This window comes from Arthrospira sp. PCC 8006 (assembly GCF_046480465.1).
Classification (GTDB): domain Bacteria; phylum Cyanobacteriota; class Cyanobacteriia; order Cyanobacteriales; family Microcoleaceae; genus Limnospira; species Limnospira platensis.
Window position 1 is genome coordinate 14,394 of sequence record NZ_PKGG01000055.1, and the last position, 13,912, is coordinate 28,305.

At 44.0% G+C, this 13,912-nt stretch carries 17 protein-coding genes; 10 read left to right on the top strand and 7 right to left on the bottom strand.

Annotated features, from left to right (window positions below):
- Positions 1 to 41: 41 nt before the first annotated feature.
- The 4 genes from B9T16_RS10715 to B9T16_RS10730 form a co-directional block, all read right to left on the bottom strand.
- Positions 42 to 248, bottom strand: a complete 207-nt coding sequence (locus B9T16_RS10715; RefSeq protein ID WP_410244746.1) for a hypothetical protein — start codon at positions 246 to 248, stop codon at positions 42 to 44.
- A gap of 82 nt (positions 249 to 330) precedes the next feature.
- The gene (locus B9T16_RS10720; RefSeq protein WP_410244747.1) at positions 331 to 3,003 is read right to left on the bottom strand and encodes a chloride channel protein; all 2,673 of its coding nucleotides are present in this window, start codon (positions 3,001 to 3,003) and stop codon (positions 331 to 333) included.
- A gap of 2 nt (positions 3,004 to 3,005) precedes the next feature.
- Positions 3,006 to 3,377: a response regulator gene (locus B9T16_RS10725; RefSeq protein ID WP_006619936.1), complete on the bottom strand. Its 372-nt coding sequence runs from the start codon at positions 3,375 to 3,377 to the stop codon at positions 3,006 to 3,008.
- Positions 3,378 to 3,383: 6 nt separating this feature from the next.
- The gene (locus B9T16_RS10730) at positions 3,384 to 5,705 is read right to left on the bottom strand and encodes a response regulator (RefSeq protein ID WP_410244748.1); all 2,322 of its coding nucleotides are present in this window, start codon (positions 5,703 to 5,705) and stop codon (positions 3,384 to 3,386) included.
- 87 nt (positions 5,706 to 5,792) lie between these two features.
- Here B9T16_RS10730 and B9T16_RS10735 point away from each other — a divergent pair, with 87 nt between their 5' ends.
- Positions 5,793 to 6,176 (top strand): hypothetical protein, encoded by a 384-nt coding sequence (locus B9T16_RS10735; RefSeq protein WP_006619938.1) that lies wholly within the window; start codon positions 5,793 to 5,795, stop codon positions 6,174 to 6,176.
- The gene (locus B9T16_RS10740; RefSeq protein WP_410244749.1) at positions 6,173 to 7,222 is read left to right on the top strand and encodes a YgfZ/GcvT domain-containing protein; all 1,050 of its coding nucleotides are present in this window, start codon (positions 6,173 to 6,175) and stop codon (positions 7,220 to 7,222) included. Before B9T16_RS10735 ends, B9T16_RS10740 begins: the two co-directional genes overlap by 4 nt.
- 85 nt (positions 7,223 to 7,307) lie before the next feature.
- Here B9T16_RS10740 and B9T16_RS10745 read toward each other — a convergent pair whose 3' ends face one another.
- Positions 7,308 to 7,646, bottom strand: coding sequence for a TMEM14 family protein (locus B9T16_RS10745; protein WP_410244750.1), 339 nt, complete (start codon positions 7,644 to 7,646; stop codon positions 7,308 to 7,310).
- 170 nt (positions 7,647 to 7,816) lie between these two features.
- Between B9T16_RS10745 and B9T16_RS10750 the strand changes: the two genes are divergently transcribed.
- The 4 genes from B9T16_RS10750 to B9T16_RS10765 all read left to right on the top strand — a co-directional run bounded on the left by B9T16_RS10750 (position 7,817) and on the right by B9T16_RS10765 (position 11,129).
- Positions 7,817 to 9,130 (top strand): ATP-binding protein, encoded by a 1,314-nt coding sequence (locus B9T16_RS10750; protein ID WP_410244751.1) that lies wholly within the window; start codon positions 7,817 to 7,819, stop codon positions 9,128 to 9,130.
- A 72-nt stretch (positions 9,131 to 9,202) separates the two neighbouring features.
- Positions 9,203 to 9,619 (top strand): tellurite resistance TerB family protein, encoded by a 417-nt coding sequence (locus B9T16_RS10755; protein WP_317270400.1) that lies wholly within the window; start codon positions 9,203 to 9,205, stop codon positions 9,617 to 9,619.
- Positions 9,620 to 9,710: 91 nt separating this feature from the next.
- The gene (locus tag B9T16_RS10760) at positions 9,711 to 10,118 is read left to right on the top strand and encodes an acyl-CoA thioesterase (RefSeq protein ID WP_014274521.1); all 408 of its coding nucleotides are present in this window, start codon (positions 9,711 to 9,713) and stop codon (positions 10,116 to 10,118) included.
- A 51-nt stretch (positions 10,119 to 10,169) separates the two neighbouring features.
- A complete protein-coding gene (locus B9T16_RS10765; RefSeq protein ID WP_410244752.1) occupies positions 10,170 to 11,129 on the top strand; it encodes a putative 2-dehydropantoate 2-reductase in 960 nt (319 codons plus the stop codon).
- Positions 11,130 to 11,151: 22 nt separating this feature from the next.
- Here the strand turns inward: B9T16_RS10765 and B9T16_RS10770 are convergent, their stop codons facing one another.
- Positions 11,152 to 11,544 (bottom strand): CopG family transcriptional regulator, encoded by a 393-nt coding sequence (locus B9T16_RS10770; protein WP_410244753.1) that lies wholly within the window; start codon positions 11,542 to 11,544, stop codon positions 11,152 to 11,154.
- A gap of 164 nt (positions 11,545 to 11,708) precedes the next feature.
- Between B9T16_RS10770 and B9T16_RS10775 the strand changes: the two genes are divergently transcribed.
- Entirely contained in the window at positions 11,709 to 12,326 is a 618-nt protein-coding gene (locus tag B9T16_RS10775) for a chorismate lyase (protein ID WP_006619946.1), read from the top strand.
- Here the strand turns inward: B9T16_RS10775 and B9T16_RS10780 are convergent.
- Entirely contained in the window at positions 12,323 to 12,559 is a 237-nt protein-coding gene (locus B9T16_RS10780; RefSeq protein WP_014274518.1) for a hypothetical protein, read from the bottom strand. The genes B9T16_RS10775 and B9T16_RS10780 overlap by 4 nt on opposite strands.
- Positions 12,560 to 12,604: 45 nt before the next feature.
- On the opposite strand from B9T16_RS10780, the gene B9T16_RS10785 reads away from it, so the two are divergent.
- The 3 genes from B9T16_RS10785 to B9T16_RS10795 form a co-directional block, all read left to right on the top strand.
- Positions 12,605 to 13,066: a DUF29 domain-containing protein gene (locus B9T16_RS10785; protein ID WP_006619948.1), complete on the top strand. Its 462-nt coding sequence runs from the start codon at positions 12,605 to 12,607 to the stop codon at positions 13,064 to 13,066.
- Between the two features lie 80 nt (positions 13,067 to 13,146).
- On the top strand, positions 13,147 to 13,551 hold the full coding sequence (locus B9T16_RS10790) for a hypothetical protein (protein ID WP_410244754.1): 405 nt from the start codon (positions 13,147 to 13,149) through the stop codon (positions 13,549 to 13,551).
- Positions 13,552 to 13,731: 180 nt separating this feature from the next.
- A partial coding sequence (locus B9T16_RS10795) for a hypothetical protein (protein WP_410244755.1) occupies positions 13,732 to 13,912 on the top strand: 181 nt, incomplete at its 3' end.

The window sequence follows — 13,912 nt, forward strand, 5'->3', positions numbered from 1 at the left end:
GCCAAAATGTCAAGCATATCAGCCCATATTTTTGGGGTAATTTATTCTTGCCATCGGCTTAAAATATGTTTTAAACCCTTGCCGATTTCTTCCCAATTTTCGGCCAATTCGGTACTACGATCGCTCCTCAAAAAATCAGCTTCTTTCAAGCAGCGATCGGCGAGGGAATCCAAAACAGTTTGAATGCCATAATCACCAATAAGTTGATTTAAGGCGTGGGTCAGTTGTTGATTTTTGGGTTCGGTCATAATTGACAAGGCCCCTGGCAGTTAATAGTCAGACAATTCCGCCGAAATTATAGCAGAATTATTAACGAAAAACCAAACCTGGTCAATTCATCAGAGCTGGGCGTACCAAAATTACAGTACAAGGACAACCACGGGCGATCGCCTCCGGGATATTACCCTTAATCGCCTGTTGCAGCATACTTTCGCCACTAGCGCCCAAAACAATCACATCACAGTAATCATGATTAGCAATATCCAAAAGCACATCAACCACAGACCTAGCACAAACAGCAGTTGCCACCACCTCCCCATTAATAGGGCCTTGCAAATCCTGAACTAGGCGGTCTAGTTTTGCCATTTCCGCCTCGGACAAAGCATTTTTAACGACAGTTAACAGTCGGATATCGGGGCGCAAACTCAACCTAGCCAAACCGGGTAAAATGCTCATAGCCGCTGGTGGTGGTCCCCCAGTTCGCAGAGGAACCAACCACCGTCGCCAAACGGGAAACTGTAGCGATCGCTGATCTGAGGGGTCACTAAAAATGGGGTTAACATCTTTTCCCCACTTCACCAAAACCACCTCACCGGGTACTTGTCGAATAATGGTATCAACCACAGTGCCAAAAACCCGATTAGTAGCGGACCTTTCCCCTTGCCACCCCATCAAAGTCAAATCAATATTTCGTTCTTGCACGGTCTCCAAAATCGCCCCAGACACATCATGGGCGACTCTAATTTGAGTATGAATAGGAACCTGCCAGCTTTTAGCAATACGTTCGGCCCCTCGAAGTAGACGGCGATGTTTAGTAATGATTACCGGAGTTTCCGAAGGGGACAAATGGCGAGCAATGGTAATAATAGTCAAGCATTCTAGCTCATAATGACGTTCGGCAGCGATCGCCGCCGCAATATGTAGCAAAGCCGGGGCGGTAGCCGGATTATTCAAAGCCACCAATAGCCGCCCATTGCCGACCATGGGGCCGCGAGTTTGATAAACCACATAGGAGGGAGTTGCATGGTGTCCCACCTGGTGACTACCGCTAATATATCCAAGTTCACCGCGAATAATATCACTGCGGGTAATAATTCCCACCAAATGCCGTCCTTCCACGACGGGAAGGCGACTGAGTTTTTGCCGTCCCAACAGATACAGAACCTCACTGAGGGGAGCATCAGGGTAAATAGTAACAGGTTGGGGAGTCATCAGCTTATGTAGGGGGGTTTGTTCTGATATGTCTTGTTGGTTAATCCTAGCCATATCAGTTTGGCTGATAATACCGACCAATTTACCCTGGTTGACTACGGGAAAGCCGCGATGATGGGATTGAGAAAAAGCCGACCTAACCTGTTCTAGGGATAACTTATCTTCGAGAGTTTCTACCTGTCGCTGCATAACATCCCTAGCGTGCAACATATTTAAGGCTACACGGTCAGGATTTTGGTCGGTTTCTAATTCAATGCCATTTAAAGCCAATAGGCGATCGTATAGGGAATCTTTTTCGATTTTTTCGGCTACCAAATAGGAGACCACAGAACAGATCATCAGTGGCAGAACCAAGTTAAAATCGGTGGTGATTTCAAAGACAATCACCACGGCGGTGACGGGAGTCCGAGACACGGCACAGAAAAAGGCTCCCATTCCGGCAAAAGCAAAAGTAGTGTGAGGTTGTAAGGCGATCGCTGACTCCTGCCATAAGCCAATTGTATTCCCCAAAGCCGCGCCTAAAATTAGGGATGGTGCAAATAATCCCCCCGGCGCACCTGAACCCGCCGCCATGGTAGTTAGGGAAAACTGCACCACAAAGGCTAGGGCTGTGGTAGTCCAGAGGATATTACCCTTGAGGATATATTCCCGCAAACCGGCATTATCTCGAAAAGTCTCTGGTAGCACAGAGATAACGATCCCACAAATTAGACCCGCCACAGCCATACTCAGGGGTAGTCCTAATTTTAGGGTATGGCGGTTAAATTTCTGAAAGGTAATAATTCCCCGACTGAATAACACCCCAAATACTCCCGAGAGAACACCCACCAGGATATAAAAGGGGATTTCTAGGGGTTCAATTAACCATTGTTGATATAGGGTTTCTGGGGGTATTTCTATGGTGGGAGGTAGTCCCATGGCTTTGTTGCCTAATAGCCGGGATACTACGGCCCCAGTAAATGAGGCGATAATGGCCGGTCCGAGGGTTAATCCTGAGATGTCGTGTAGGAGGTCTTCGACTACGAATAAAACCCCGGCTATGGGGGCGTTAAACCCGGCGGCTAGTCCGGCGGCGGCACCACAGGCGATTAGTTGTTTGCGATAGTTGGGAGAGGTGGGAACCCAACGACTTACCCAGGCGGCGAGGGCGGCTCCGATTTGTACTGTTGGCCCCTGTCTTCCTAGGGTGAATCCAGAAGCCATGGTGATTATGGTGCTGATTAGTTTGACTACTGCTACCCGTAGATCTAGGGAGGTTTTGATTCCTCCTAGGGCGGCTTTAACTTGGGGAATACCACTTCCGGCTGCTTCTGGGGCTATGCGTTCGACTAGGAAACCAGACAACAGCCCCCCGACTACGCCTAATATGGGTAAAAATAGCCAAGCTGAAAAGTGGGCGGAACCTTGGACTCGCCAAGACCCTAACCACCCGGCTCCTGTTCTCAGAAAAAAGGCGGCTATTCCTGAAATTAATCCGATTAAGCCTGCTTCAAAAATTGCCAGCCTTTGGGAACCGCCAATTATGGATTTGGCGAGGCTCTGGAATTGATTGGTTAAGGATGGCCAGTACACGATTAGTTACCTAGAGCATTACTGATTTGATCGGAAATTTCTAGGGGTTCAAAGGGTTTGTTAATGATGGCGATCGCTCCTAATCCTAAATAAAGCGATCGTTCTTGCGGGGAATTTTTGGCAGTCATCAAAATCACCGGGATTTCCGTCGTCATTATATCATTTTTGAGCATTTTCATCGTCGCCTCTCCATCTACACCCGGCATGATTAAGTCTAGTAGGATGACATCAGGTTGCTGTTGTTTGGCTATGGTAAATCCTTCGGTTCCTGATGAAGCTGTTAGCACCTGCCATTTCCCTTGCAGTTGTAAACAGCGATCGGCTACAAATAGAATATCCTCATCATCATCAATAATCAAAACTGTTTGGCTCATCGTCAATTATCCCATAATTTGATTGCGTCCGGCTTGTTTGGCTTTATATAAGGTGGCATCTGCCTTTCGATACAGTAGTTGCAAATCCTCCCCATCTTCTGGATATTGAGCTACTCCCCCACTAAAGGTCACAGAAAAAGCTATGTTATCTTCTGGGACTAGAACCTCCAAACGCCACTCTTCTAACACTTTTTGCAGTCGGTTAATGGCATCTTGTTTAGAAGTACCATACATCGCTACCGCAAATTCTTCACCTCCCCATCTTCCTACTATATCTTCCTGGCGAAACGCTTTGGTGAGAACTTCCCCAAATTGGTGCAGAACCCAGTCCCCCGTATCATGACCATATTGATCATTAATATCCTTAAAATTGTCCAGGTCTAAAATGGCAAAGCACAGGGGTTGTTTGTGACGACTAGCCAGGCGAATTAATCGGTTTATATCTTCCGTGGATTTATAGCGATTTTCGACTCCGGTTAAGGTGTCTATTTCCGCTATACTACGCCAAAGGCGACTCCGGTGCAGACGACTAAATAAACGGGCTATTAATTCTGGTCCGACTACGGGTTTGCTAATAAAATCATCTGCTCCGGCTCTAAATAGTTCGGCCCTAGTTTCTGGGTCTGTGTGGTTTGTTAATACTAAAATCGGCAGATAACGCCATCGCGGTTCGTTGCGAATTACCTGACATAAATCAATGCCATTATAATGGGGCATTTCTACATCAATAATTAGTAAATCCGGGTTCGAGCTTTCTAATAGTTGCCAGAATTTGCGAGGACTATTTAGAGTTTTTACCTGTAAACCCAAGGGAGATAACAGGGCTTTTAATAGTTCCAAAATTTGCGGATCATCATCGATCGCTATAATTTTTCCCGTGATGTTATGATGATTGAGGATTCCTGTGACTATCTCCATAATTTGATGGCTAGACATCGGTTTTTGCAGAAACGCCCGACTCCCTAAACGACACACCGTCAGCCTATCTATAAAACTCGATCGCTTTGAAAATATCACCACGGGAATTTGCGGGTGATGATAGGCGATATCTTCTAATAGCATTATCCCATCTTCTTCACCCTTGGGAAAGTTCAATTCTAGTAAAATTAGACTCGGCTGATAGTCCATCATCATGGCTCTGGCTATCCCCACACTAGGAGCCAATCGAGCCTCTAAACCACGGCTATGGGCTTCCCTAATAATTTTTTCCCCTAGGATGGTGTCATTATCAACAATTAACAATGATAGTAAACTGTCTTGGTGAACATCTTTAATTAAGTTAATTTTGGGTTGATTAGGCTGCTGGGTTATCTCCTTTAACAAGTCTTGAGTTAACTGCTCAATTTGCCTTTGTTTATCAGTGGTTAGGGGTTCCTCTAACCCTAGTAAAAATTCGATTTTTCGGGCGATTTTTGAACCGCGACTATATCCAAAAGTTCCCAAAGAACCTGCCAACTTATGAGCCTCCACATAGGCATCTTTTCGGCGTTCATTATCAGCATTTAAGTTGGGCAAATTAGCCTTAGCTATGTCTTGAATACTCTCAACTCTAGCTATGGTTTTATCTCGAATTTTTGCCCAAATCTCGTTAACTGTTTCCTCTACAGATGAGGGTGGTTTTGATAATGAATATTTATGCTGAATAATCTGGCTATCTGCGGATTTTAGGCGATATCCCATGCCATAGACATTTTCAATTAATTGGGGGTTTGCGTCGGCAGCTTTCAGTTTATTGCGTAGGCTTTTAATATGGGCGCGGACAGTGTTATCGGCGGCGGGTTCTTCTATACACCAGAGATGTTCAATGATGGCATCGTAGCTAAAGACGCGAGAGGGACTGCGAATAAATAATTCCATCAATCCATATTCTTTCGGGGTGAGATCCAGGGCAGATTTTTTGTATAAAATCTCCGATTTTGCCGGGTTTAAGGTTAGGTCTCCCCAACGAATTACTGGCGGTAAAGCAATGGTGGGACGACGCAATAAAGCGCGAATTCTCGCGATTAATTCTTCAGCCATAATCGGCTTAACCAGATAATCATCAGCCCCCGCGTCTAGCCCTAACACCTTGTCTTCACAGCTATCACGAGCCGTTAATAATAACACTGGCATCTGATAATTATGCGATCGCAATTTTCGACATAGTGCAATCCCATTCAGTTTCGGCAACATAATATCTAGGATAACCAAACTATACTCAAAACTTTCGATATAGTTCCATCCCGATTCGCCATCGGTCGCTATATCGACTACATAATTATGAGCTTTCAGAGATTTGGATAATTGTTGATTCAAATATTGATCATCATCCACTAAAAGAATTTTCATGGTAAATTGAGGTTACTGTATGTCAAAATTTGATGGTTTCCCTTGATGTAAATCATAACTCAATAGATCCTTCCGTGGCTAATATCCATGAAACCCAAAATTAAAAACCAACTGGCTTGGAATCAAGCTGAAATACTTATGCAGCCAGCTTTAATCAGAGTCCTAGATAACATTCGTAAGCAACTGGAAACATCTATCTGGAAGGGGACCTATGAAACCCATACCACCCCCTATCCCGGTTATGTACTTAAATTAGAGCATAATGGCCAACAAGTAAACATTGATATTTGGGATCTGTGTTATCAAGTCTGTTTCCAGGACTACCAACCCACCCATACACCCGACCAATCCCTGGAGGTGGAAATTGATACCAGTTTACTGGATAATACAGGAGATGTAGATTGGGATAAACTCGATCGCAAAACTCAAGACTTAATCGAGAAAGTTTTTGCTAATTTAACACAACCATGACTAAAACCCTCCCAGAGATTTACGCTAACCACAAAGCCAGATATGATGAAGCTAGTCAGGTTCCCCTCAGTTTTGGTAATGACACTGAAGCCTTGAATGCTTCTGGCGAGACGGTCGCGTTATGCGATCGCTCCCATTGGGGATTATTAGAACTTTCGGGGGAAGATCGTTTATCTTTCCTCCACAACCAAAGCACCAATTCTATTAGCGATCGTCAACCGGGACAGGGATCTGATACGGTATTTGTCACCTCCACCGCCCGAAATATCGATTTAGCAACGGCTTACATGACCGAGGAGGCGGTGTTATTGCTGGTTTCGCCGAATCGCCGTCAGCACCTGCTACAATGGCTAGACCGCTATATTTTCCCCATGGATAAGGTGAACTTAAAAGACATCAGCGACCAGTGGGCGGTATTTAGTCTTATTGGACCGGAAAGTTCCTCTCTGCTGACAAAACTGGGGGCTACCATTCCTGATAATTTTACCCTCGGAAATCATTGGGTTGATCAGGTGGCTAATACTTCCCTCCGTGTGGCGGTTGGTAGTGGTTTAGCTACGGAAGGATACACTTTGATAGTTCCCACAGAGGCGGCGGGGAATTTGTGGCTCTCCCTGACCGAAGCTGGGGCGGTTCCTTTGGGCGATCGCATTTGGGAACAACTCCGCATTCTCCAGGGTCGCCCAGCACCAGATCGGGAACTCACAGAAGATTATAACCCCCTAGAAGCAGGATTATGGGGTGATATTTCCTTTGAAAAAGGTTGTTATATCGGACAGGAAACTATCGCCCGTCTCAACACTTATAAAGGAGTTAAACAACGATTATGGGGTTTGCGTCTTTCTGGTTTTGTGGAACCGGGAACCGTGATTAATGTCAATGATGAAAAAGTCGGTAAACTTACCAGCATTACCGAAACTCAAGAGGGATGGTTTGGCTTGGGTTATATCCGCACTAAAGCTGGCGGTGCAGGCTTGCAAGTCTCCCTAGGAGACATAACCGCTACAGTGGTAGCAGTTCCTTTTTTAAGCCATCCTGAAAGCTGAGATTTTTAGCATCATTAACGGGGGCGATTAACACAGGGCGGGTAGTTGTTACACCAGATAATCCGCCCGCTTCCTAGTTGGGGTTTTAAACCATCAACCCAGTATTGATACCGCCAATGATTTGATAAACCATAACAGCGATCGCCACAATTCCTAAAATCACCATTAAACCCGAAGGCATAAACTTTCGAGTCTTCACATATCGACCCACAAAAGCTAATACTAAAACCACCGAGATAACTAGGGCAAAAATTAACGCCCATCMCCAGCCTTGGGCTTGCCCAAAAGCTGCCGCCAATAACAGTATACCACTACTGACACCCGCCATGAGAGAAATTTTACTTTGGGCTTTCTTATATCCAACAATTCCCCCCACAATTGCCAAAACTCCATAGACCAGAGTGGCGATCATACCTAAACTCATAAATCCTAACTCCTACTGATTAACAACTGCCATCAATAGCAACTTATCAGCAATCAGACCTCCCCAGAACCAAATGTTGTAAAAATTAACGTTTTTGGGGGTGTCACTATCCCATATAATCAGAGAGTGTCGTGGTTGTGTTTAGATTTAAGTTTAAGCCAAATTAGCTCATGTCCTCACCCTTATCTGAAGCGATCGCTAAAATTCGATTTCGCCAACATCAAGCCCTATCCCTGCTGCTTTATCAGGAAGTAATGGCAGAGCCCATAGGTCAAGCCTTTCTGAGCCTATTAGACTATATGTTACAAGGAGAAAGCCATCAAACTTTACAGGCTTATAGTTATTGGTTTCGAGTCCAAGCCGAACAATCCCAAAGCTGGCAAAATTACTTAATCACTCAAATTCTGAGGGCAGATAATCCCTTTTCTCGTCAAGCCCAACAGTGCGACCTAACGGCATTAAATCCCTCTTTAATTGCTGCTACCCGTCACGACTTGGAAATATTACAGACCCTCTATAAATGTCAGGGGACAAAAATTGCTCAATGGGTACAGGCGATCGCCCAAATTCCCCAATTGCCAATAGTTTGGGAAGATGAAACCATTGTAGTTGAGAAAATCGAAGAACTCCCCCTGCGGAATCAGTTATCCCAATCGGAAAATTGGGGAGATGCCATTGAAGCGATCGCCGCCCATTATCGAAAATATGGAACTGGTAAATTTGCCCAAAGCCAAGCATTTCGTTGGCGCTCTGGTCAACTAATGGCGATCGCTAATCCTGATCCGATTCACCTCAACCAATTAGTAGGATATGAACCACAGCGAGAAACTTTGTTAAAAAATACCGAGTTTTTATTGGCGGGATATTCAGCCTTAAATGTTCTCTTATATGGCAGTAGGGGGTCAGGGAAATCTTCCCTGGTTAAAGCCTTGTTACATCAATATAGCGATCGGGGTTTGCGATTAATTGAAGTAACTAAATCCGAACTGCGAGACCTACCCCAAGTAATTGAACAGTTGCGGGGAGTTCCCCAAAAGTTTATTATCTTTGTTGATGACCTATCTTTTGAAGAAGATGATGATGCTTTTAAAGCCTTAAAAGTTGTCCTGGAAGGAAATATCACCGCCCGACCTGAAAATGTCGTGGTATATGCCACCTCCAACCGCCGCCATTTAGTCCGAGAGTTTTTTGATGAACGTCCCCGCCCTCAAGACCATAATGAGATACAGGCTTGGGATACAGTCCAGGAAAAGCTATCATTTGCCGATCGCTTTGGCTTAACCCTCACTTTTGAACCAGCAGACCAGGAAACCTATCTTAGCATAGTTCGGCATCTCGCTAGTCAAGCCGGAATAACTATCGATCCAGAAGATCTTGATTATCGCGCCCGCCAGTGGGCGACAAGGCATAATGGGCGATCGGGACGGACGGCGCGACAGTTTATCGATTTTCTGGCGGCGGAAATTGCCCTAGCTGATCAATAGATTGGAAAAATTCGGCATCCAGTGTCATCATAATCAAGATCGGAAATACTCCCCAATCAGGAGAAATTAACTATGTCTGAATCTACTATTAAACTTTCCCCCCCAGAAGCTTTTGCGGCGATCGCTTTAATTGCCATAGCCGCTGATGGTTTGGTTGTCCCCAGTGAGTCTCAAATCCTTAATAGTAGTCTATCGCGAATGCAGCTTTTTAGCGACTATTCCCAGACTCAGAAACGGGAAATGCTAGATCGTCTACTCACCGAAATTAAAACCCACGGCTACAATACTTTGTTAAAATCGGCGATCGCTGTCCTACCCAAAGAGTTACGCGAAACAGCCTTTGCCATTGCTACAGATATCACTCTCGCTGATGGTGAAATTACCACAGAGGAAGAAGACCTACTTAATGACCTCTACAGTTACCTCGATTTATCAGAGGAAATGGCTACCAAAATTATTGATGTTATGATGATCAAAAACCAAGGATAGTTAATTACTCTACTTATGATTCCCCTGATTCCCCCGATTTCAGGGGGATAATACTCGTCAATTGCTCCTTTATTAATCTCTCCTGTTTTTTGTGGCCTATACTAGAACTGTCTACTTTAGCGAAACTGATGCTGCTGGCGTTGTCTATTTTGCCCAGATGATGTCTATGTGTCACCAAGCCTATGAAGCCGCTTTAATTAATCTAGGCATTGACCTCAAAACTTTTGTCAATAACCCCGATTTTGCCATTCCCATTGTTCATGCTTCTATGGATTATCGCCAACCGATTTATTGTGGCGATCGCATTGTAATTAACCTCTCACCTCAACAACTCAGCCTACATACCTTTCAGATAGAATATCAAATCTGCCTTGCTGATGACCCCCAATCATTAATCGCTCAAGGTATAACTAAGCATATCTCAATTAACCCATCTACCCGCCAAAGACAACCCCTTCCCCTTCCCATTAAACAATGGTTAAATCCTGGACAAATATAATTATTTGTGGCATAATATTAACAGCTTTTGCCCATCAATTAATTAGATGATATGACTTTGGTTTCCCAACTTAGCAATCCTCGTAGTTATGCAGTTATTGGCACGGGGGCATTAGGCGGATTCTATGGCGCTAAACTTCAGAAATCTGGACTAGATGTTAATTTTTTACTCAGAAGTGATTATGATTGGGTGAGTCAGCATGGCTTACAAATAGAATCAGTTTGGGGTGACTTTCAACTCCCCCAAGTCAAAGCCTATAATCACCCCGAAAAAATCCCCCCCTGTGATGTAGTAATTGTCGCCATAAAATCCACAGAAAATCATTTATTACCCCAAATTTTACCCCCAGTATTAAAACCTGATGGCGTGGTTTTGGTCTTACAAAATGGGTTGGGAATTGAGCCAGAAATAGCCGAAATTGTCGGCAATCACCGAGTTTTAGGGGGGATTTGTGTAATTTGTTCCAATAAAATCAAACCCGGTTATATTCGCCATTTAGACTATGGTATGATGAAACTAGCCGAATATGACCAAAATTACCAATCGGGTGGCATTACGCCCCGACTACAACAAATTGGGGAAGATTTTAAAACCGCTGGCATCCCCCTAGAAATTGCCGGAGATTTACTCTCAATTCGTTGGGAAAAATTAGTGTGGAATATCCCCTATAATGGATTATCAGTAGTTTTAAATGCCCGCACAGATCAAATGATGTCCAATCCAGCAACTCGGGTTTTAGTTGAGGACATTATGGGGGAAGTTTTGGAGGGGGCTAAGGGGTGCGATCGCTTTCTTGACCAGGAAATAATTAATCGGATGTTGTCTCATACCGAAACCATGACCCCCTATAAAACTAGCATGAAAATTGACTATGATCAGCGCCGACCCCTAGAAATTGATGCCATTTTAGGCAATCCCTTAAAAATGGCTACAGCCGGAGGAGTGCATCTACCTCGCATTCAGATGTTATATCAGCAACTCAAGTTTTTAGATGCCCAAAATTGCCCTTAAAAAACGACGAAATCCCTACCAATTAATCAGACAAAAAATCCGTGAGAATTTCGTCCGGTTCGTCGTAAAAGTCCTCATCATCTGCGGCAATACTAGGTAAAGATATTCGTTGATTAGTCACACTTAGCGAACCTAAACGCCTTTCTAATATGCCTACCCTAGTTTCAACCGCCGTTAAATCTTTGGGGATTTTTTCCCAACTTAACAGTTGTCGCTGGAGTTCAATTATCTGACGACGTAAAAGTTCTATATCTGTGGCATTATTGAGGGTGAAATATTCCCGGATCGCTTCCTGCACCAGTTGCGTGATGCTGTGTCCATTTTCCTGGGATTTTTGCTCAATTTCCTGCATTAACTCCTGGGAAACTGTGACCGTCAAGGTGATATCATTAGGGGTGGACATGGGCTCTGACATAATACTTGATAATTTCAGTGATTGTGTTAATCATAATCGCGATAGCGGTTTCTGGGAAACTTCAGAAACTCCATGGCTGGCCTTAAATTCCCCCCTAGGGGACTAAACCCATTACCACAAAGACGCGCTATCATTAGAACGAACGTTAAGAATTGTAAAAAACATTGACTGCCCATATTCACTCCGCTAACCCCATTAAAAAGCCTGCTGGCTGGCATCGCCTCCGGTGTCATTGGCAGGGAAACCAGGAAATAGTCCGCCAAGGACTCCCCCACAGCCAACTATCCCCAGCCTGGCAAATTATGCTATTGGGAGACGGATCGCCAACGCGCCACCTGCAACTACTGACAGGGGAACCTACAGAGGTCGATGTGATTGATATGTCTGCCATTGGTATGAGTCCAGATGGTGCGCCGCCATTGATTCAGGCAGTCCCTGGCCCTCGGTTGCGCCGTCAAGTCTGGTTGCGGACTGCATCAGGCCAACGTTTAGCTTATGCTACTTCCTGGTGGGAAAATAGCCACGTTGACGAGTATTTACAAAATAAATCTCTGCCAATTTGGGCAAGTTTAGCCAGGCTGAGAACTGAATTATATCGAGATGTGCAAGGTATTGAGCATGGGGATTCTAAAGCCTTAGAATTAGCCTTTGGACAGCCAGGGCCCTTTTGGGGGCGTTATTATCTTTTCTGGCATCATGGCAAGCCATTAACCTTGATTTATGAGGTGTTCTCTCCCTATCTTACTAAGTATTTAGGACCTACTAAGATGCTATCAGATTAGATGTCTCCATCCAGGCGATCGCTATAGAGAGACTGTAACAGATTCTCTAACTTTTCCTCCGAACAACATTCAATCACAGCATCAAAAGCATCAACCAAACGGGCGGCAGTTTCCCCTAAAGTCGGACTCATGCCCCATACATCCTCTACCCAATCTTGAGGGCGATCGTCAACAAAAATCAAACGTTCTAACAGTTGTTTTACTTCCGTCCTAGAAATAGATGCCATAATCATTAATTAAAATCTCATGCACCATTATAACATATAGCCATCCTGATTATGGATAGTCAGAAACTTTCCCTATATCAACAGGACTTTTACGGTTGGACTCAGTGGCAGTTACAAGCCTTAGCCCAACAGGACATTAACAACCTAGATTGGCAAAATTTACACGCTGAAATTGACAGTTTGGGAAGACAAGAATATCGAGAATTAGTCAGTCATCTAACAGTCTTGTTAGGACATTTACTCAAGTGGGAATATCAACCCCAGAAACGCTCAAGGAGTTGGTTTTTGACCATTCGAGAGCAGCGACGCGCCACCCGGCGACATTTATCTCGAAATCCTAGTTTAAAGTCCCGAATAGCCGAAGCCTTGGAGGATGGCTTCGAGGCTGGGGTTGATTTAGCTCTTCGAGAGACAGGTTTGCCTTTGCGAACTTTTCCCGATATTTGTCCTTACCAATTTGATGATATTATCACAGATGATTTTCTCTGTGATACTAGCCAAGATGGGGAATAAATTATCATTAAATTACCCATTATTTACCCATTCTGTGGGATAATAAGATAACCAAGACCATAGCGATCGCATTTGTATTCATGTCCTCAAATCAATCTCCTCTCAATCTACCATTTAAGCGTCTGCGTCAGTTGCGGAAAGGCTTACTTAACTTACATAAAAACCTCTTAGAGTCCGAACGCATTACTTATGAGAAGTGTTACGGACGCATCCCCTCTAAAGGAGAATTTTTCCGGCTAGTAATTGGAGATGATTGGTTTAGCTGGCTGCGACCATTTTCCCAATTTATTGTCAAAATTGACGAAACCCTAGAGGAAAAAGAACCCGTCACCTTAGACCAAGTTAACGAACTACTAGAAGAAGCCAAATTTTTACTGAGAGTAGATGAACATGGAACCGAACGAGAAAAGCGTTATTATCAAGCAATTCAGCGGGACCCAAATATTGCCTTCATTCATGCAGAAGTGTCCAACATATTCAAATAACACTTACCCATAAAATAACCTAGGGTTGGGTTCATAATATCAGCTTGCTACTACCAAGTATAAGACTGATTAACCCACCCTTATTGATGGGAAAAATGACTTGATTAAACATTAATCAATCACCCTAAAATTAAGATATGCTATAATTGGGGAGAAACTGTCTTCTACTGGTTCAGACCTATGGTTTCCATCGACCTTTATAAAAACCTACCCACCAGTGATGAACTTCCCGACTCTGATGATACTCCTGTGGATAACGAAGACCAAAATTTTCTCCCCAATTACCTATTATTTCTTCTAGCAATTATCTGGAAAGACCGCAATGATTGGTATTTCGGTGTAGATATGGGAATTTATCACA

Bases quoted from the DNA above. Each gene is read 5' to 3' on its own strand.
- B9T16_RS10715 (WP_410244746.1), bottom strand. From the start codon at position 248: ATGACCGAACCCAAAAATCAACAACTGACCCACGCCTTAAATCAACTT.
- B9T16_RS10725 (WP_006619936.1), bottom strand. From the start codon at position 3,377: ATGAGCCAAACAGTTTTGATTATTGATGATGATGAGGATATTCTATTT.
- B9T16_RS10730 (WP_410244748.1), bottom strand. From the start codon at position 5,705: ATGAAAATTCTTTTAGTGGATGATGATCAATATTTGAATCAACAATTA.
- B9T16_RS10735 (WP_006619938.1), top strand. From the start codon at position 5,793: ATGAAACCCAAAATTAAAAACCAACTGGCTTGGAATCAAGCTGAAATA.
- B9T16_RS10740 (WP_410244749.1), top strand. From the start codon at position 6,173: ATGACTAAAACCCTCCCAGAGATTTACGCTAACCACAAAGCCAGATAT.
- B9T16_RS10750 (WP_410244751.1), top strand. From the start codon at position 7,817: ATGTCCTCACCCTTATCTGAAGCGATCGCTAAAATTCGATTTCGCCAA.
- B9T16_RS10755 (WP_317270400.1), top strand. From the start codon at position 9,203: ATGTCTGAATCTACTATTAAACTTTCCCCCCCAGAAGCTTTTGCGGCG.
- B9T16_RS10765 (WP_410244752.1), top strand. From the start codon at position 10,170: ATGACTTTGGTTTCCCAACTTAGCAATCCTCGTAGTTATGCAGTTATT.
- B9T16_RS10770 (WP_410244753.1), bottom strand. From the start codon at position 11,544: ATGTCAGAGCCCATGTCCACCCCTAATGATATCACCTTGACGGTCACA.
- B9T16_RS10780 (WP_014274518.1), bottom strand. From the start codon at position 12,559: ATGATTATGGCATCTATTTCTAGGACGGAAGTAAAACAACTGTTAGAA.
- B9T16_RS10785 (WP_006619948.1), top strand. From the start codon at position 12,605: ATGGATAGTCAGAAACTTTCCCTATATCAACAGGACTTTTACGGTTGG.
- B9T16_RS10790 (WP_410244754.1), top strand. From the start codon at position 13,147: ATGTCCTCAAATCAATCTCCTCTCAATCTACCATTTAAGCGTCTGCGT.